Annotated in this window: 15 protein-coding genes; 2 read left to right on the forward strand and 13 right to left on the reverse strand. The window is 41.5% G+C overall.

The window, feature by feature from the left end; all coding sequences use genetic code 11:
* Nucleotides 1-8: 8 nt before the first annotated feature.
* From ubiG to RMY16_RS09995, 9 genes are all read right to left on the reverse strand, one after another.
* Nucleotides 9-770, reverse strand: a complete 762-nt coding sequence (gene ubiG, locus RMY16_RS09955; protein WP_322736216.1) for a bifunctional 2-polyprenyl-6-hydroxyphenol methylase/3-demethylubiquinol 3-O-methyltransferase UbiG — start codon at nt 768-770, stop codon at nt 9-11.
* A gap of 108 nt (nt 771-878) precedes the next feature.
* The gene (locus RMY16_RS09960; RefSeq protein WP_322736217.1) at nt 879-2,147 is read right to left on the reverse strand and encodes an ATP-grasp domain-containing protein; all 1,269 of its coding nucleotides are present in this window, start codon (nt 2,145-2,147) and stop codon (nt 879-881) included.
* 192 nt (nt 2,148-2,339) lie between these two features.
* Nucleotides 2,340-3,212, reverse strand: a complete 873-nt coding sequence (locus RMY16_RS09965; RefSeq protein ID WP_322736218.1) for an isoaspartyl peptidase/L-asparaginase family protein — start codon at nt 3,210-3,212, stop codon at nt 2,340-2,342.
* Between the two features lie 14 nt (nt 3,213-3,226).
* Nucleotides 3,227-4,915 (reverse strand): GTPase HflX, encoded by a 1,689-nt coding sequence (hflX, locus tag RMY16_RS09970; protein ID WP_322736219.1) that lies wholly within the window; start codon nt 4,913-4,915, stop codon nt 3,227-3,229.
* Between the two features lie 372 nt (nt 4,916-5,287).
* On the reverse strand, nt 5,288-6,244 hold the full coding sequence (uvsE, locus tag RMY16_RS09975; RefSeq protein ID WP_322736220.1) for a UV DNA damage repair endonuclease UvsE: 957 nt from the start codon (nt 6,242-6,244) through the stop codon (nt 5,288-5,290).
* Nucleotides 6,245-6,363: 119 nt separating this feature from the next.
* Nucleotides 6,364-7,350, reverse strand: a complete 987-nt coding sequence (gene galE / locus RMY16_RS09980; protein WP_322736221.1) for a UDP-glucose 4-epimerase GalE — start codon at nt 7,348-7,350, stop codon at nt 6,364-6,366.
* Between the two features lie 187 nt (nt 7,351-7,537).
* Entirely contained in the window at nt 7,538-9,745 is a 2,208-nt protein-coding gene (locus RMY16_RS09985) for a family 1 glycosylhydrolase (RefSeq protein ID WP_322736222.1), read from the reverse strand.
* A gap of 488 nt (nt 9,746-10,233) precedes the next feature.
* Nucleotides 10,234-12,672: a UDP-galactopyranose mutase gene (gene glf, locus RMY16_RS09990; RefSeq protein WP_322736223.1), complete on the reverse strand. Its 2,439-nt coding sequence runs from the start codon at nt 12,670-12,672 to the stop codon at nt 10,234-10,236.
* A 655-nt stretch (nt 12,673-13,327) separates the two neighbouring features.
* Entirely contained in the window at nt 13,328-13,453 is a 126-nt protein-coding gene (locus RMY16_RS09995) for a hypothetical protein (protein WP_322660966.1), read from the reverse strand.
* A gap of 490 nt (nt 13,454-13,943) precedes the next feature.
* Between RMY16_RS09995 and RMY16_RS10000 the strand changes: the two genes are divergently transcribed.
* A complete protein-coding gene (locus RMY16_RS10000) occupies nt 13,944-14,123 on the forward strand; it encodes a hypothetical protein (protein ID WP_322736224.1) in 180 nt (59 codons plus the stop codon).
* Between the two features lie 253 nt (nt 14,124-14,376).
* Nucleotides 14,377-14,856, forward strand: a complete 480-nt coding sequence (locus tag RMY16_RS10005; protein WP_322736225.1) for a DUF4383 domain-containing protein — start codon at nt 14,377-14,379, stop codon at nt 14,854-14,856.
* On the opposite strand, the gene RMY16_RS10010 is transcribed toward RMY16_RS10005, so the two are convergent.
* From RMY16_RS10010 to RMY16_RS10025, 4 genes are all read right to left on the reverse strand, one after another.
* Nucleotides 14,853-15,869 carry a glycoside hydrolase family 43 protein gene (locus tag RMY16_RS10010; RefSeq protein ID WP_322736226.1) on the reverse strand — a complete coding sequence of 339 codons (1,017 nt, stop codon included), beginning with the start codon at nt 15,867-15,869 and terminating at the stop codon, nt 14,853-14,855. The genes RMY16_RS10005 and RMY16_RS10010 overlap by 4 nt on opposite strands.
* A 154-nt stretch (nt 15,870-16,023) precedes the next feature.
* Entirely contained in the window at nt 16,024-16,833 is an 810-nt protein-coding gene (locus RMY16_RS10015; protein ID WP_322736227.1) for a phytanoyl-CoA dioxygenase family protein, read from the reverse strand.
* A 228-nt stretch (nt 16,834-17,061) separates the two neighbouring features.
* Entirely contained in the window at nt 17,062-17,214 is a 153-nt protein-coding gene (locus tag RMY16_RS10020; RefSeq protein WP_322736228.1) for a hypothetical protein, read from the reverse strand.
* Between the two features lie 50 nt (nt 17,215-17,264).
* Nucleotides 17,265-17,543, reverse strand: a complete 279-nt coding sequence (locus RMY16_RS10025) for a hypothetical protein (RefSeq protein WP_322673029.1) — start codon at nt 17,541-17,543, stop codon at nt 17,265-17,267.
* Between the last annotated feature and the right edge of the window lie 262 nt (nt 17,544-17,805).

Genomic DNA, 17,805 nt, shown 5'->3' on the forward strand with positions numbered 1-17,805 from the left:
AATATTTATCAACTTATTTTCACAGCTTTATCAATGTAGCAGACAGAAGTATCATTGTTAATTTTGATTTCAAACAATTCTGCTTTTTCACCTTTAATTTGATTATTCAAGCCCTTAAGTAGGATACTTCTCAATGTTTTAAAACTACTCTCACCTGTCAAATCAAATCCTTTAATTTCAAAATCTGCAAAGCCAGTACTTTTCATTACTTCTATCATTTCTTTGGGTTTAATAAACTTATTCCAGTCATGAAGTCCGGGTGGTATATGCTTTAGGGTATCTTCTAAAAGCCAAATCATTATAAATTTAGACTTGAAATTTCTATTAATTGTGTCAAATAAAAATAATCCATCCTGTTTTAAAACTCGATAAGCTTCGGAAAAAACTTTTTTCCAATCTTCAACATGCTCTAATACGTCAAAGCACAAAACAACATCAAAGCTATTTTGTTGGTAGGGAAGGTTTTCAGCTAATGCTCGCTGATAATCAATTTTTAAATTACTTAATCTAGCATGTTGTTGGGCTATTTTAATTGAATTAAAAGATAAATCTATTCCAGATACATCAGCGTTTAGATTGGCTACAAATTCACAAGCTAGTCCTCCCCCACAGCCAATATCTAAAACTTTCAATCCTTTCCAATCTGGCACTAAATTAGAAAAAAACTCGAATTTTGACTTGTTTAGATGATTAGAAACATATAAAATTTCATCTTTATTCCACCATTTGTCTGCGTTCAAATCGTAGTATTCTAAATTATTTCTTTTCATTTTAGCCTCGCATAAAACGAAGTTAACCCATTTATGAAGTTAGTCAAATAACTTTCATTCATACAATAAATAAAAATTGGTAACGCCGAATATCAACAGTGATCCTGTTTAAGGGAGCCATTGTAATCCCTTATCCTGTAATTTTTGCTCGATATGCTGCATTTCCTGGATAGTTTTTCCAGTAACGATCGCATAAATTTCAGTGTAGATTTTCCCATATTTGGCCTTCTCTAAAGCCGACAGGATAATCAAGTCTTTGCGATCTAGTTCTTGTTTTAAAGTCCCTAAAATTGAATCTAATGTTCCTTCCATACGGTAGTCACTAGAATATTTAGCTACTTCCTTCCCCAGTTGCAATAGGGTATGACGCTGCAAGCATAACGGAGTCGATCCATTGACTCGGAAATTGGCATCGATCGCATAAAATTCTCCGTCTCGATCTTCCAACACATCGAACCCAATCACGCCGAAATAACCCTGTTTGTGAGCATACTGACCAATGGCAGCAATCATCTCAAAAAACTTGTTCATGTCAGTGTTGCGGTAGTCAATCAGTCCGCCTAAATAGTTGCCTTCTGGAGTGACAAGTTGGCTGGTAGTACCGATGAGGGTTATCTCTCCTAGCTTGTTGACATAAAACTGTACGCAGTAATTCTGCACTTCATTCTTGACGAACTCCGAAACAATAATCGTATCGAGCAACTTAATATCAAGATATTTCTTGATTTCTTCAAAACAGTAGTTAAAATCGCTGGGATTTTTGATGATATAAGTGCCTTCTCCTGAGAGTCCGTGGGACGTTTTAATTAAATAGGGGAATTCTGGTAATTCAATGTCTTCGAGATTGGTTTGGTGCAGATTGTAGCTCTTGTATTTTGGACATTGCACTCCCAGTTGGTCTAGGGTCACTTTGCTGAGTAAACGGTAATGAGTGTCTGGAGGAACAGCGTGTTTTTCAGGTTTGAGGCAATCAAAGGGAAATAAAGTAATCAGTTTGTCGAAGTGTTCGCTCTGGCTAAGGTCATCTAGATAAGTCGAGCAATTCATCATCGACCTATTGGAGTGGCTGCTAAAATGCTCTTGCCAGTAGCCAATGAGCGACTTTGACGGTGGTATAATCACAATTCCAGGAATGCGATCGCCTAACACAGCCAGATTTTTCCAAGGTTCCTTCTGACAAATCTTGTCGAAGGAGGTTTTGGTGGCTTCACTACTGCCATCTTGAATAAAATATTTTTTCCGGTTGGGATAAGCAGCCCAACTGCCAGTTGCAGGGTAATTTAAAATAAACCCATAAGATGCATCTGTGATGTCTTGAGCAAACAGATCAGAAAGAGTACTGCCTTGAAAATAATGAAAGTTGTATTTTGAGTTCATCTACTCCTCCGAGAAACCGCATCCATAAAGGGATGCGGTTGTTTATAAAAAATGATTTTCCTAGATTTCCAAGTAACACTAACTTGAAAAAAGGCTATATATTCAAACTTGAAAACTCAGACTGAATTTGGTTTCATTAATTACGCATAAACTTAGCGTAGCCAGACGTAACCCATTACGAATTGGTATGAGTTATTTCTTGGTAAAGGCAGCCACCTTGTCTTGCCCTGCGGTCATATAAGCACAAGCCATGTGTGATGAGTTATACGCCCAGCCAACGCGTCCTTGACGATCTATGAGGATGCACCCAGCTTCACCTTTAACCTTAGAAACCAAAGCGTCAATTGCCATCTGTGCTGCTTCATCTGGATGTCGATCGCCACTCAAAAAATCGATCGCAGTTTTAGCCAAAACCACCGGGATAATCGACTCGCCATCACCTGTTGTTGAGCAAGCGCCGATTTTATTATCAGCGTACAAACCACAGCCAACAAGCGCAGTGTCACCGACGCGACCTTGTTGCTGCTTCGTAGTCCCGCCAGTTGAAGTACCGGCAGCTAAGACGCCACTGCTATCTAAAGCTACACAACCTATGGTGTTGGGGCGATCGATAACTTTTCGATCTTCCTTCCACTGCTGCCATTGTTCTTCGGCTACTAAGTCTTCTTTTTTACACATTTCGGCACCACAATCTATGGCGAAGCGTTCTCCACCCCGCGCTACTAGCAGCCTGGGTTTTTCATCCATAATTTTTCGGGCAACCGAAATTGGATGACGTATACCTTGAACTGCTGCAACTGCTCCCCAACTTAAAGAGCCTTCCATAATCGCCGCGTCTAACTCCACTTCTCCGTCGCTGTTGAGAGTTGCACCAAGACCAGCGTTAAATGTCGGGTCAGCTTCTAGAACACGGGTAGCTGCTTCAACAGCTTCTGCGGCAGTACCTCCGCTAATTAGCACTGCCCAACCAGCTTCTACTGCTGCTGTGCAGCCTGCATTGTTGGCTGCAACTTTATCGTCTGTGATGGTTTTTGCTCCACCGTGAACAATGATGGTCGGTATCATATAATTTTTTCTTGTTAGTATGAATTTTGTGGAACTGCAATCGCCTTCACAGGTTCGTCAATTAGTTGCAGCGATCGCATTTTTAAAGTCTCTAAACCGAAGTGCTGGGTTGCTGATATAAACACAGCTTGGGGATAATCTTGTTGAACTCTAGCCCAGGTTTCGCTATCTACTTTGTCAACCTTGTTAAAAGCAAGCAAACTTTTTTCTGGAATCTCAGGCATTTCTTCGAGTATTTCCAGGACACTTGCAATATGGTTTTCCCAAGCTGGATGGGACAAATCCACAACATGAATCATGGCATCTGCCTCAACTACTTCCTCCAATGTGGCGCGAAACGCATCTATCAGTGGTGGTGGGAGTTCGTGAATAAACCCTACAGTATCTGTGAGCAAAATCGACCTGCGTTCATGTGTTTCTGGTTCTGTAATTATTACTTTGCGGGTTGTTGGGTCGAGGGTAGCAAATAGTTGGTCTGCGGTGTAAACTTCTGCATTGGTTAACACATTCAGTAAAGTAGATTTACCAGCATTGGTATAGCCAATTAATGCCAAAACCGGAATTTCTTGCTGTTGTCGTTGTTGTCTAATACGGGCGCGATGTGCTTGTAATTGGTTTACTTCTTCCTGTAGTTGAGCAATTCGCCGTTGAATTGTTCGCCGTTCCGTCTCTAGTTTTGTTTCACCAGGGCCTCGCGTACCAATTCCCGCACCTAATCGAGACATTTCCTGACCGCGACCGCGCAACCGAGGTAACATATATTCGAGTTGCGCCAGTTCTACTTGTAATTTACCCTCTTGAGTGCGAGCGCGTTGAGCGAAAATATCCAGAATTACTTCTGTGCGGTCTACAACTCGGATGCCAATCTCTTGTTCTAAATTGCGGGCTTGAGATGCAGAAATATCTCGGTCAAAAACGATTAGATTAGCTCTTACTTTTTGAGCCAAAAGGGTAATTTCTTCAATTTTTCCCTTACCTACCACTGTTTGGGGATGGGCGCGATCACGTTTTTGCCGCATTGTATCGAGTACAATTCCCCCAGCACTTTCAACCAAACGCACTAGTTCTGCAAGTCCATCTTCAAATCGCTGAACAGAAACATCTTCTGTCTGCACTCCTACCAGCAACACCCTGTCTTGATCGGAAACAATTTCTTGAGATAGGAATATTCCATCCCCTGCGTCAACAATTTCTCTTTCCCATTCATGAACTAGTTCATCAAATTCCTGTTCGGTTAGATCGTCCAAACTTAAAGGAGGTGAAATTACCCAAGGACTTTCTGAATCGGGGAAAAGGTAAGTTAGAAAAGCTTCTTTTACTTCGCCATCAATTGTGGTTAATATGACAAGAGCATCTAAGCGCTGACGCATCATTGCAATCAATGCAGCTTCATCAGGTGGTGCTGATTTAACTTGAGTAGCAACACAACGGATTCCGCTTAAACGTTCTGCACTGCGCCGGGGTAATTCTTCAGGTGCAAGTTGAGTTTGACTGGGTGTTCCGACAGCAATTCGGATAACTTGCCCACGCCGATTTAGATAACAACAAATCGAGTGATGAATTTGTTGACTGATTGTAGCTAAGACTTGAGCAAATTCTGGCGTAATAAATCTATCTGCTGGTTGATTTTGCTCATAAAGCTGTTGCAGCCGTTTAATCTGACTAGCTTTGATGCCCTGAACATTGCCATAAATTTTTTGCATAAAACTAACAATTTAAAGTTTAGTTTTTATCTGTGTATATTGTTATTTTGGTCTTTTTAAATTCTGATTTAATCTACCAAGAGAAATAAGCAACTTAGCTATAGATAATTACCTCAAAATAAAGGTTCTAGAAAATCGTTTATAGACCAATGAACTGATATCATGTCCGGCTAATTAGTTATAATTTCCAAATCTAGGCAGAAAACCCAAAAGCCCCTCCCCTCTGCCCCTCTGCGGTCTTAATGATAAGTCTTTAACCGGACATGATATGAGGTATCAACCAAGAATGAGACTGTAAACGTGTAAGTTTCACTCTGGTTAACGTAAACACAACAGCAGAGGTGCAGAGAACATAGACTCGAAGTCCTTAATTTACGTACAATTATTGTTCATTAGCCACCTAGAATGCAAAAGTGCGATCGCTTCTTCTTTTTGTTTGGCTTCGACTTCGATCCACGGTGCTTGGTGGTAAACGTTAGGCATATCGGTAATCAAGTCGCTATGTTTTCTGTCATTGAAAGCTTGCTCACCATTGGAAATATGGACTAATTGCCAATCTGGATTTTTCCAAGTTTCTCGCGCTGCGTAAAACATGGATGCTACACTTGGATGATCGTAGCTATCCAAATTTTCGTGGCAAATATGGTGATGGGCATCAAATACCATCGGCACACTAGCTTGCTGACATACTGCTAAAATTTCATCGGCACTATAGGCGTATTCATCGTTTTCTAGAGTCAAGCGGCTTTTAATGTTTTCTGGTAGTTCAGAAATTACTTTTATTAGTTGTTCAGCCCGTTGAGATTTGCCACCATGAATATTCATCAATGACCAAGGCGATCGCGGTAATCCCAGTAAGTCAAGTATACGTGCATGTCCTGCTAAATTATTGATACTTGCCTGTACCACTTCAGGAGAATCAGAACTCAGCACTACATATTGATCTGGATGCAACACCATTCTGATACTCAATGCATTTGCTCGTTCACCGATTGTTGCTAAATCAGCGCTCATTGCCTCTAATATATTTGCGCCGATTTCGTCTTCTAAGTCACTTAGGGGAAATAAATTAGAAGACATCCGATAAAGCTGAATTTTATTCTGCTGACAAAAGGAGAGGGCATCATGTAAGCGCTGTAAATTATGCCGATACAGTTCACTCAGGGCACTTTCGCGATCGCTAAGGGAAAGTTTTAAGTATCGGGTGCGCGTCATTGTCCGAAAGCGCACTTGTTTGTCTGAGGTGATGCAAACTAGCCCTAAATAGGGCAGTGTACTTTTTTGGCACTGCTGTGCATTAGGTAAATTTGGAAACTCGATTACGCTCATTAACTAATACTAACTGATACTTGTTTTAAGACATTCTTTAATTTAAACAAGTTCTTCCATTGGCTTACGAATACCTAAAGAAGGAATTTCTAAGCCTTACAGGATGTTTTAAATTGTCTTTACTTATGTCGTTGTTGATGCCATTGCCAAGCATGGGCGATAATTTCGTTTAGATTAGGATACTCTGGATGCCAGCCCAATATTTTAGTTGCTTTGTCGCTGCTGCCAACTAAAATAGGAGGGTCGCCTGGTCTGCGATCGCGTTCTTCTATTTTAATTTCTTTGCCTGTTATCTCTTTAGCTGTTTCTATCACTTCTCTGACTGAAAAACCACTGCCATTTCCTAAATTAAATACTTCGCTCTCTCCACCTTTGAGCAGATATTCTAAACCTAAAATATGGGCTTGTGCCAAGTCAGTCACATGAATATAATCGCGGATACAAGTCCCGTCAGGTGTAGGGTAATCAGTACCGAAAATCAAAATAGATTCGCGCTTACCAAAAGCAGTTAGTAGTACTAATGGTATAAGATGAGTTTCAGGTTCGTGGTCTTCACCCAACAACCCATTAGGGTCAGCACCTGCGGCATTAAAATAGCGAAAACGTACAGACTTCAAATTGTAGGCTGCATCAAAATCAGATAGAATTCTTTCTACCATCCACTTGCTAGTAGCATAAGGACTAATGGGATCTTGCGGATGGTCTTCGGTTAGGGGAACGAACTTTGGTACACCATAAAGAGCGCAAGTAGAAGAAAAGATAAATTTATTAACTGATGCAGCAATCATTGCTTCTAAAAGTGTCAGAGTGCCTGCAACATTATTTTGGTAATATTTAGCTGGATCGGTGACAGATTCACCCACTGCAATATAAGCAGCAAAATGCATAACCGCAGTTATATTGTGAGTTGAAAATATATCATCGAGAAGAGAGCGATCGCTCATATCTCCAACAATTAATTTTACTTGCAAAACTTCTTCTACAAGTTCTCGATGTCCGTTCGACAGATTATCTAAAACAATTACTTCATAACCCGCGTTTTTCAAGGCTAATACAGCATGGGAGCCAATATATCCGGCTCCTCCCGTTACTAAAATAGTTGACATAATTTTGCGATGGGAAATTGGGAATGGGGAATGGGGCAAAACAGTTCTGAGTGCTGAGTAAAGAGTTAGGAGTTAGGAGTTAGGAGTTAAGAGTTAGGAGTTAAGAATTTTCCCCCTGCTCCCCGGTCACTGAGCGTAGTCGAAGTGCTGCTCCCCTGCCTCCCCTTAAAATTAGATTGCAAGACTACTAATTTCTTTCTTCCAAGTAGCGAGAAATTGCACTGTCAAGGTTTGGCATTAATTCACCTCGATTGCTGCCAAGAACGCTGTAAGCTGGGCGGGGAGCAATCCAACCAAGTTCTTGCGTAGGAAGAGCAATTAGATTGCTGACACTCACACCTGCTTTTTTAGCTGCCAATCGGGCTAAGTCAGACCAAGCTACAGCACTTTTGTTAGTCAAATGCCACAAACCTTTCTCGCCATCAATCAGCAAATCAAGGCTGGTATGGACAAGATCGGGTACATAAGTAGGCGAGACGATCGCATCTTCGGCTGCGACAAAAGTATTTCCAGCAGCTAATTGTCGTAGGGCGATCGTCACAAAATTGTAATCATCCCACGGGCCGAAAAAGGCGCTGGTGCGAATCACTAGCGATGCCGGATGAGCTTGTAACACTAACTTTTCTGCCAAAACTTTGCTGCACCCGTATACATTGAGGGGCGCAACAGTATCAGTTTCGACATAAGGATTAGACTCAGCACCATCGAATACCAAATCTGAAGAGAAAGTTAGCAGCCCTACATGATGTTGAGCGCAAGCAGCAGCTAAAATCGCTGCCCCTTCAGCGTTTACCTTCAAACAAATATCAGGTTCGCGTTCGGCATCGTCCACCCGGACGTATCCCGCAGCGTTCACAACTGCCCACGGTTGTAACTCGGCAAGTAATTTATTGACGGAAGCAGGATTGGCAATATCCATATCTTGGCGTCTGAGTAGGCAATATGAAATTCCCCGCACTTCACACAACCGAGCAAAAGCCTTGCCTAGAGTTCCTGTGGCTCCCACGATCGCCAAGGGACGAAGAGTTGCAGGGGAGGAAAACGGGAGAGATGGGGGAGATATGCGACAACTGACGGCTGGATATAATAGGCGCTCTTCTCGATGCCACCATCCTGGTGTACCAAGTAGTGGATGGTTGGGTTTATGCCCAGTGGCTAAATCTCGCACCATCTTGGCGATCGCAGTCTGTCTAGGCTGTGGCGATCGCAAATCAAATACACCTGGCTCGTAGTATCCTGCGGAGCGAGTCACTAAACTATTCCAATCGTAGCTGCCCAAAAGTGCCCAAACAGTTACAGCGCGAACATCTGCGCCCTGGTTTCGTAATTCTTGGGCTGCATTCCACACTTCATTGAGCCAGCGTAGCTGCTCCTCACGGGTGCAACTCAGGTGAACTTCAGTGACAGCAAAGGGTAGTTTGTAACGTTCCCATGTCTCTTTGAGCAATGTGCGCGGCCCTGCCAAACCCTCAGCGCAAACTCGCACTGCCTCTACATCTGCATACTTGTCCCGACCATTACCACCATGCGTCCAAGCTGGATAGTTTTCTAAGTTTTCATCTAAAAAACGCTCGCTTGTCAGGTAATGGTTAATGCCGATGATGTCAGGCGGACAGGTATATTGCAAAAATTCTTCAAGTTCAGTCTCGCTGATGCCACAGTTGCGCAAGTAACCCCACATGGGATGAGTTGGGTTGATTCGACCGCATAATAAATCAAGACTCAACCAACGACGCTCGTTTTCTAGTTCTGCTTGGTAAACCAGCTTTGGTGTACTATGAGTTTTACCCAAATCCTCTGTTTGTACGAGTTGGGCATTGGGATTGATTTCCCGGATTGCCTGCATTGAAAGAGCGATCGCTTTACACTCCCCTAACAATGCACGGGCGAAGGTTAAATCGTCCTTTCCGTGGGGATACCAGTGACCATACATCCCACTGAATCGCGCTGTTGTCAGTGGCTCATTTACAGGTGTGTAATGTGTTATCCAAGGATAGCGTTCTGCAACCGCACGAGCAAACACCGCTAGTTTCTCAGGAAATTCTGGATCTACTAAGCTGGTATCACGCGGCCCACTGCCATGATGCACTAGCCCCACAATTGGGCAGATACCGAGTTCGCGCAAGCGTCCCAGCCGTTCATCTGCCCACGACCAATCAGCATTCTCTAAACCATTGGGTGCTATCCGTTCCCAAATTACTGGATAGCGGATGGCGTGTATACCTAGTTGGGCAAATAAATCTAGGTCATCCAAGCGCGTTGCATGACCATTACGTTCTAACTGATCGAGATACTCTTCACCCACACGATTAACCGTACACTCTACACCAGCCCAAACTTCTAGAGGAAGTTTGGAATCAGGAGTGTTGAGTGTCGAGTTGAAAGCAGAAATCATAATTTACAACTCAAGCTGATATTTTATTTATCAAGAAAGGCAGAGTTTTGTAGGGGAGCCAGTGTGTTGCGGAGGTTCTCTCCGTTGTAGCAACTGGCGTTGTGTTATGTCGGTAACACACCATCCTAGATTTTTGGTGCGTTACCGACATTAGCACCCTATTAAATACAGAGCTGTCCTAATTACGAATTAATGCGATATGCAATTTATTCTTAGAACCCTGCTTCCATTCCTCTCCTCCACAGGGCTATGGTGTACACACAAGCCTGAAATAGCTGATTAATCAAGGATTTTACCCCACCCTAACCCTCCCCTTATAAAGGGGAGGGAACAAGATTCTCTTATTTCCCCCCTTTATAAGGGGGGATTAAGGGGGGTAATTCGACTTACATATACAAAACCTTTGATTCTTGCTCCCCTTCCCTTGTAGGGAAGGGGCTGGGGGTTAGGTTTGAAAGAAAGTTGCACAGGCGTGAATTACGAATTATTTAAGCCTTAACCCCAATTTGCTTGTACACAGACAGAGCTTGAGCAACACATTGATCCATGTTGTAGTACTTGTAGGTCGCTAATCGTCCTACAAAATAGATCCCTGGAGTTTCATCTGCCAGCACCTTGTATTTCTTGTAAATTTCCTGATTCTCAGGACGCGGTACAGGATAATAAGGGTCTCCCTCAGCTTGAGGAAACTCGTAAACAATGCTAGTTTTTGAATGTTCCTGACCAGTCAAGTATTTAAACTCTGTCACACGAGTATAAAGCTGTTCATTGGGATAGTTAATTACTGGCGCTGATTGAAACACATTCGTGTTGTGCGTCTCATGCTTGAAATCAAGCGAGCGATAGGGTAGTTTGCCGTAGCGATAATCAAAGTATTCGTCAACCGGCCCGGAGTAAACCATCTCGCGGCAAGGTATAGCTTTTTGAATTTCTTGATAATCAGTGTTGAGCATTACCTTGATGTTCGGGTGATTGAGCATATTCTCGAACATCCGGGTAAAGCCGTGCAGTGGCATTGCCTGGTAACTATCGGTAAAATAGCGATCGTCACGATTGGTACGAGTCGGAATTCTGGCAATTACTGATTTGTCAAGTTCCGAAGGGTCGAGTCCCCATTGCTTACGGGTATAATTACGGAAAAACTTTTCATACAGTACTCGACCAACTTTGCTTACCACCACATCTTCACTAGTGCGGATGTATTCTACGGGTTCAGCAAGCGATTTATAAAACTCTTCCACCTCAAATGAATTGAGATTCATGCCATACAGCTTGTTGATGGTGTCGAGGTTGATCGGAATTGGAACAAGTTGCCCGTCTACACTGGCAAGGACACGATGTTCGTAAGACCGCCACTGAGTAAAGCGTGAGAGGTATTCAAAGACTTCGCGGGAGTTGGTGTGAAAGATGTGGGGGCCGTATTTGTGTACAAGAATGCCATCATCGTTGTAATGATCGTAGGCATTGCCACCGATGTGGTTACGCTTGTCTACAACCAGCACCTTTTTACCAGACTGAGTTGCCAAACGTTCTGCAATGACGCTACCAGAAAAACCAGCGCCGACAACCAAGTAATCGAAGACAAAATCTCTGGTAATGATATTTGGTGCTTGTTTACCAGCCGCACCTGTGGAGTTAGCTTTGTCTTCACCATCACGGGCCGCGATCGCAGAGTCAATCAACTTCATCATTGATGCCCAAGTGCGATCCCAAGAAATCTTTTCTAAAAAGACATCTACTCGACTCAACCATTCTGAGGCTGGGGTATCCTCTTGCATTGCAAGTTCTGCGGCGGTAACAAACTCAGAAACTGTATCTGCAATTCGTACCAGCTTCGATTCTCCGTAAGGACGCACTACATCTCGAATTGAGGTAGATACTACAGGTCTACCTGCGGCAAGATATTCTGGAGTTTTGGTCGGGCTAATGAAGCGTGTTGACTCGTTACGCGCAAACGGCAACATTGCCAAGTCCCAGCCTGCTAAATAGGCAGGTAAGTCTTTATAGTCTCTGCCACCGAGATAATGAATATTTTCATGCTGTGGCAGATTTGCTGGATCGATTTTGACAACTGGCCCAATAATTACTAAATGCCAATCGGGGCGTGCTTCGGCAATACCTGCAAGCAGTTCAATATCCATCCGTTCATCAATTACGCCAAAGAAACCAAGACGAGGATGAGGAATATGAGCTTGATCTTCTGGTTCTTGAACATTTCTTGCCTGGCCAAAATGGGGAACATCTACACTGCTAGGAAAGGCATAAACGTTGGGGTGCTGGTTCACTTTACTTTCGTAAAGGCTTTGTCCCCCTGTAAATACTAAGTCTGCACGCCTGAATAGTTCGGCTTCGTAATTCTTTAAAGTGGGTGATGCGCCGTGGAATGCAGACAATTCATCCATGCAATCGTAAACCACGGCTTGGGGTTGCAAGTGGCGGGTAAAAGCGATCGCCATTGGTGTGTAATACCAACAAATGTATTTGTTGATGTTATGCTGTGCAAATAAATTATTAATTAGTACTTGTAAATCTGCGTTGATTGCTTCTTCACTTAAACCTTGTGGTAGGTGTGGCACAACCACAACTACTCCACTAGAATCTTCGTTGATGTCCAATTTTCCCAAGGGTTCTTGAGAAAAAATCGGCTCCTCAATAAAGAAGACTCGCTTTCCTTGAGCGCACCGAGTTAGTAAGTGTTGTGGTCTTTGATAGACAAAATTCCAGCGTAAATGAGATAAGCAAACTATATCAGGTGTGTCTTTAAAGGTTTCTGTTGATTGAACTTTTTTATTAGACGAAGTTAAATTCAACAGCGATATATTTGATGATTGCGTTTCAGCTAACTGCGATCGCTTTGTTTTACGCTGCTTGGGCGAAATAACATTGCTGACACCGTTGTTTTTGACTTGAGATTTTTCACTTGTCATAGTTCGTCTCATTATTTAAATTATTAATTTTGACTAGCCAAACGCTAATACCTTTTCTTTGTAAAGCAGCACCAAGCTTACTTCCAGGCAATAGCTTGCAACATATTTTGCTGCTTTTCAATATCGAATCGGTATACTCAATACTTCGTTGCACTAAATAATAAAATACTGTTTTATATCTAATTTTTTCATCTATCCAAATAAATATAAAGTTACTTTCTTTGTTAAGTCCTAAGCACTATATTTTTATCAACATCTGAAAATTAATTGATTATTGATTTATGTAACGATTTTTTTATTTATAAACCTATGCATATATAGTTGCTTTTGTCTGTTCGCTTTCGTACACAATATTATTAAAATAATTATTTTTAGTATTAAAATTAATAATCTATGGTTATTGATTAATTTTGTCCTAAATTTATATATCAATTGGCTATTTTTTAAGCATTAAAAAGGTATTTTTTTACAATATTGTTATTTCGGATACATATTATTGTAACAATTATTTTAGAACCTATAGTAGATGAAGTAATTTCTTTTATTGTTGCTTTCTTAGAAACAAGTATTATAAATTTCACCCTGATGATATATATGTTCTCTCAGCCTTGGGTAGGTTAAAAGCTTTTTGACTATATGTACAATTGCTCGTAATTCAATTCATAAACCTCAAGCGATCGCTTCTAATGATGCTAATCCGTGAAGCGATCGCTTTTCTCTCAATATTTCTTAAATAAAATAGGTAATGCAGCAAGTGTAAGCATTGATCTTCAAAAGTCATAATGTTGCTTTTTAGTGCAATACAGTTCAGTTAAGGCTAAAACTCTTTGCGAAAGTCAATTTTTTAACGAACCGCAAAGGACGCAAAGAGAAGAAAGAAATGCTTAACCCAACCGTATTGCTTTTTAGTGGCAGTCAATATTAATAAATTAAGTAACAACATTTCTGGATTTAGAAGTTTCTCCTTTCTTAATAATGTAAGTTTATTTTTTTAATTAAAATTATTACTTTAGATGTAAAAACTCAAACTCAATCTTAAATCTCCTGACAGAGAATACATTGAAACCTGTGACAGATAATTGCAAGTTTCATATTAGCTACAAGCTTAGTTATCACTCCATTAGTCGAGGGAATTACGAGTAATGAATGCAAGTGTTTTGTCAACACCTAAGTTCAGTAGCGGTCAAAAGGTAGAGTTTATTGGCAAAGAAGGCAATATCAAAAATTACCGACCTTAGTCAGGTAACTGGGTTTATTTACTAGAGATGCCTATGGGTTTAGAGCCAGAAATGGGTCGGGTTGGTTATGAAACTATGATTTGGCTATCTGAGGTAGATATCTATTCGCTATTCAATGATTTTTCTCAGAATAGAATGCTAAATCATGAGCAAAAAATGCCCTTTTTGGAAGTGGTTCAAGCAATGAGATATGACGAGAATACAAATAATTAATCAGTAAATCTTGTTGAATGTAAGAAAAAGCATGGAAGTGAAATTTGCTCAAAGCTATAAGCCTTGCTTGAAATAGTATTCATTACTTTTGATAGAGTGAAATATATGAAAGACAAAGTTGAATTATAAATATTATGCTTTAGACAGTTAGCTAAAGGCAATCTATTTATATCTATTAACAAATTAGATTCTCATGATTTCTCAGCTAGCTGTTACTATTTCGTAAAGATCTACGCACTTACCAAAAGAAAAAATGGAAAACATTAACCAGGCAAAAATGATCGAGCGTTACGTTGCTTTGGCTATCGGAATCAGTTATTTACTTTTAGGTTTAGCTGGATTCATACCAGCTTTGGTTTCATTACCAGGAACGAACGAATCTTTTGTTCCACTTGATGAATCTTCTGGTGCTTATTCTGCGGGTTTTGGTTATATCTTTGGTGCAATTCCCACCAACTTTTTGCATAACATTGTACGTTGCGCCGTAGGATTGTTAGGAATTACTTCTTACAACAATACTACCACTGCGCGTCTATTCAATCGTGGTTTTGCAGTTTCTTATGCATTGCTGGCGATCGTCGGATTGTTGCCTTTGGGTAAGACATTTTTCGGCTTAATGCCATTGTTCGGTGCTAATGTTTTGCTTAATGCATTAGCAGCGATCGCAGCTGGCTACTACAGTGTTGTTATACCAGCCAAAGTGAGCGGTGTTAATGTATCGCAAAATCTTTAATAGTTGCTGATAGTCTGCGGTGTCCAGGTAGGGCCATTGCAAGATGGCCCTTCTGGTTTCCAGATCAGCATATCTAAACAGATTTGCCGCATATCCATGTTTTGCGTCCAAGCATGGTAGACAACATACTCAGTCTTACCATCTGGTCCAAGAACAATAGAATTATGTCCCGGCCCGATAACAAAATTAGGAACAGACTTTAGCACCCGTGGCCCAGTTTCGTTACCTGCATCAGAGTAAGGCCCCATCACGTTGTCAGCAATGCCATAATCTACACCGTAGTTCTCAGTTTCCCAGCGTCCACCACTATAAAAGCAGTAATATTTACCTTCATGCTTACGAACGCAGGGGCCTTCTAAAGTATGCCAATCATAAATTTCACCATACATCAAACGGTTAGCTAAAAACCGTTGCCAATCAGATCGCGCACGTAAAACCACTTTCCCTTCACCAGCAAGTTTAGTCATGGTTCGGAGTTTGTCTACAACTAATGCTGTACCAGCACGCACTCCATCCGATGTATCCAGAAAGTCACGGGCGTAAAACAAATACCACTGTCCATCGTCATCCTGAAATGGGTGCGGATCGATCGCAAAAGGACAGGACTTTGGATCTACGACTGGCTCACCAACATCTTGATATGGCCCTAACGGAGTATCGCTTGTAGCTACACGTAACTGATGATTCTTATCTTCATGCCCTACAGAATAGTAGAGATAAAATTGGCGATCGCTGTAAGCAACTTCGGGGGCCCAAAAATTATCGCCAAGGGCGGGATCTGGCCGTTGTAGCGCGTTACCAACATAATCCCAGTTTACAAAGTCGAAGGAGCGTAACAGAGGAAAGACACGCGATTTGTTATCGGAGTTAACATTTGCTGCGTCCGCGATTTCATCTACCGTTCCTTCTGCTTCTGCTGCACCAGTACCGATCGCATAATATACGCCTTCGTGTTGCCAAACAAAAGGATCGGCAAAATAACCTTTGTAGACTGGATTAGTATAGGTTTGCATCTTAATTATCTATGGAATGACAAAAATCCTTCTTCCACTAGTGGTTAGTCAAGTTAAGTTTGCCGGGTTTGTAGTGAGGGCTTTAACGCTTAAATCAAGGACTAAAGTCCTGACTACAAACTTATTTACCAAGCATTGTTGCCTTGAAAAACTACTAGTATTTGAAATTCACGTAAGTCTCGACTTTGTTCTTAGGTAAGCTTTCTACTAGCTGACACCGTAGCATCTGCTTTAGTTTTTCTGGGAGACTATCATAATAGTCTTGTGGGAGAGTCAAATCTACCTTTGGTGTGTGCAACCAATGCATGGCATAGCCCATGACTACCATCGGCCTTGGGTGGTTTGTCCGATTTGGGGAACCCCGATGTAGTGCTAAAGGCGATCGCACCATCACGTCACCAGGCTGCATATAAAAGGATTCCATCGGAATTTCACCACTGGCAACTTTTTCTAATCCTTCTTCACGCGGTATAACATGAGTACCACGCGCCATTTGGAACGGGCCGTTTTCTGCGGTTACTTCCACAAGGGGAAAGTTAACTGCAAGGGCGTAAAGTGGTGTGACTATGCGATCGCTAAACAATGGGCGAAAATCCCGATGGGTTTCCTGATAATCTGAACCTTGGAATGGAACATCAACTCCCATCTGAACCATCACGTATTCTTGGTAAAACACGCGATCTAAAATACCCATAATCACTGGATTGGCAAAAACTAACTCATTAGCAAATGGGTAAATCCAAGGCAAGGTTAGATAGTAGCGGGAAACTTCACGAGGAGCCAACCCACCTGGTTGATTTTGACGCTCGTGAAATAATTTTTCAAAAGCTTGTGCCCACTCGTCAATTAATTTTTGCTCAAAAACACCAGGAATGACACAAATTCCATCTTGATTCAGTTCTTGAGCAAATCGGTCTAGGTCGGTAGCTGAATATTTCGCTATACCGCCTATACTTTGAACCATCTTTTTTATCCTCTTCAACTTATAACTAGAGGCGTATTAATATCAGACCTCTAGGAGATTTTTTATTGCTTGTCGATAGTAGCGCACTATTTTTAAAATTGGTGGCTTATGCCAATCCTCTGTAACAATTAATTTATATTAATTATAACGAATTACTTAACATAACTAAACTCTTTTACACTCCAGACAATGCAATGCGATCGCCTGGCTTTGAAGGGCATCTCACAGTCACAATGCAGTTGGACTCTGCAAACCATCAATAGACACACCTGCATACATCAGCACATCGGCAGCTTTACGGGCGAAGGTAAGTGCGACTGCTAGCCCAATTCCAGAGTTACCACTTGTGAGTATGGCGGCAATGCCATCGCAGTTTTCCAAAACCGCGATCGGAATTTTTGCTATAGCTATTAGTCCTTGTCAAAAAATTGTCATAAATTTTCTCGATCTGTACTTGAGTGAATAGCTTTGTTCAAATCCCGCAGCAATTCTTCTTCTGCATCCCGCTCTTGCTTGAGTTCTCGAATCATTTCTTGACTAGAACCAATTAGCAAGCCTGCAACTGCACCAACGATCGCATATTTTTGCTCTAAATCTTTATACATTTGACTTGTGTAAGGGCAAGGAAGTAAATTAGCAATAATAAAGCCAATTCCTGCACCTACAAATGCTGTCACAAAGGCAGAAAAAACGATTAATTTAGCGTTCATTTGCTTCGCTCCCATGCTTAGAGCTTTGCTAAATTATCAGGAGATACTCTACATTGTGTCAGTGGTTCCCAAAGTTACAGCTTAATCTTTACCTCTTGTAATAATACCGATTCTGGGTTGAGTTGGTACTGAACCCCACCCCCAACACCCTCCCCGCTCTTCGAGAGTCCAGGGTGGTTTCATACAAGCAGAGAAAAAATGAAACTAGCTTTTTAAGTACAGCTTTGCGTAAAAGCGTGGTGTTTTTAATACAAGCCGATGC

This window comes from Nostoc sp. DedQUE12b (genome assembly GCF_034530835.1).
Lineage (GTDB): Bacteria > Cyanobacteriota > Cyanobacteriia > Cyanobacteriales > Nostocaceae > Nostoc.

Excerpts from the sequence above, each read along its gene's own strand:
- ubiG (WP_322736216.1), bottom strand. The coding sequence starts at position 770 with ATGAAAAGAAATAATTTAGAATACTACGATTTGAACGCAGACAAATGG.
- RMY16_RS09960 (WP_322736217.1), bottom strand. The coding sequence starts at position 2,147 with ATGAACTCAAAATACAACTTTCATTATTTTCAAGGCAGTACTCTTTCT.
- RMY16_RS09965 (WP_322736218.1), bottom strand. The coding sequence starts at position 3,212 with ATGATACCGACCATCATTGTTCACGGTGGAGCAAAAACCATCACAGAC.
- hflX (WP_322736219.1), bottom strand. The coding sequence starts at position 4,915 with ATGCAAAAAATTTATGGCAATGTTCAGGGCATCAAAGCTAGTCAGATT.
- uvsE (WP_322736220.1), bottom strand. The coding sequence starts at position 6,244 with ATGAGCGTAATCGAGTTTCCAAATTTACCTAATGCACAGCAGTGCCAA.
- galE (WP_322736221.1), bottom strand. The coding sequence starts at position 7,350 with ATGTCAACTATTTTAGTAACGGGAGGAGCCGGATATATTGGCTCCCAT.
- RMY16_RS09985 (WP_322736222.1), bottom strand. The coding sequence starts at position 9,745 with ATGATTTCTGCTTTCAACTCGACACTCAACACTCCTGATTCCAAACTT.
- glf (WP_322736223.1), bottom strand. The coding sequence starts at position 12,672 with ATGACAAGTGAAAAATCTCAAGTCAAAAACAACGGTGTCAGCAATGTT.
- RMY16_RS09995 (WP_322660966.1), bottom strand. The coding sequence starts at position 13,453 with ATGACTTTTGAAGATCAATGCTTACACTTGCTGCATTACCTATTTTAT.
- RMY16_RS10000 (WP_322736224.1), top strand. The coding sequence starts at position 13,944 with ATGGGTTTAGAGCCAGAAATGGGTCGGGTTGGTTATGAAACTATGATT.
- RMY16_RS10005 (WP_322736225.1), top strand. The coding sequence starts at position 14,377 with ATGGAAAACATTAACCAGGCAAAAATGATCGAGCGTTACGTTGCTTTG.
- RMY16_RS10010 (WP_322736226.1), bottom strand. The coding sequence starts at position 15,869 with ATGCAAACCTATACTAATCCAGTCTACAAAGGTTATTTTGCCGATCCT.
- RMY16_RS10015 (WP_322736227.1), bottom strand. The coding sequence starts at position 16,833 with ATGGTTCAAAGTATAGGCGGTATAGCGAAATATTCAGCTACCGACCTA.
- RMY16_RS10025 (WP_322673029.1), bottom strand. The coding sequence starts at position 17,543 with ATGAACGCTAAATTAATCGTTTTTTCTGCCTTTGTGACAGCATTTGTA.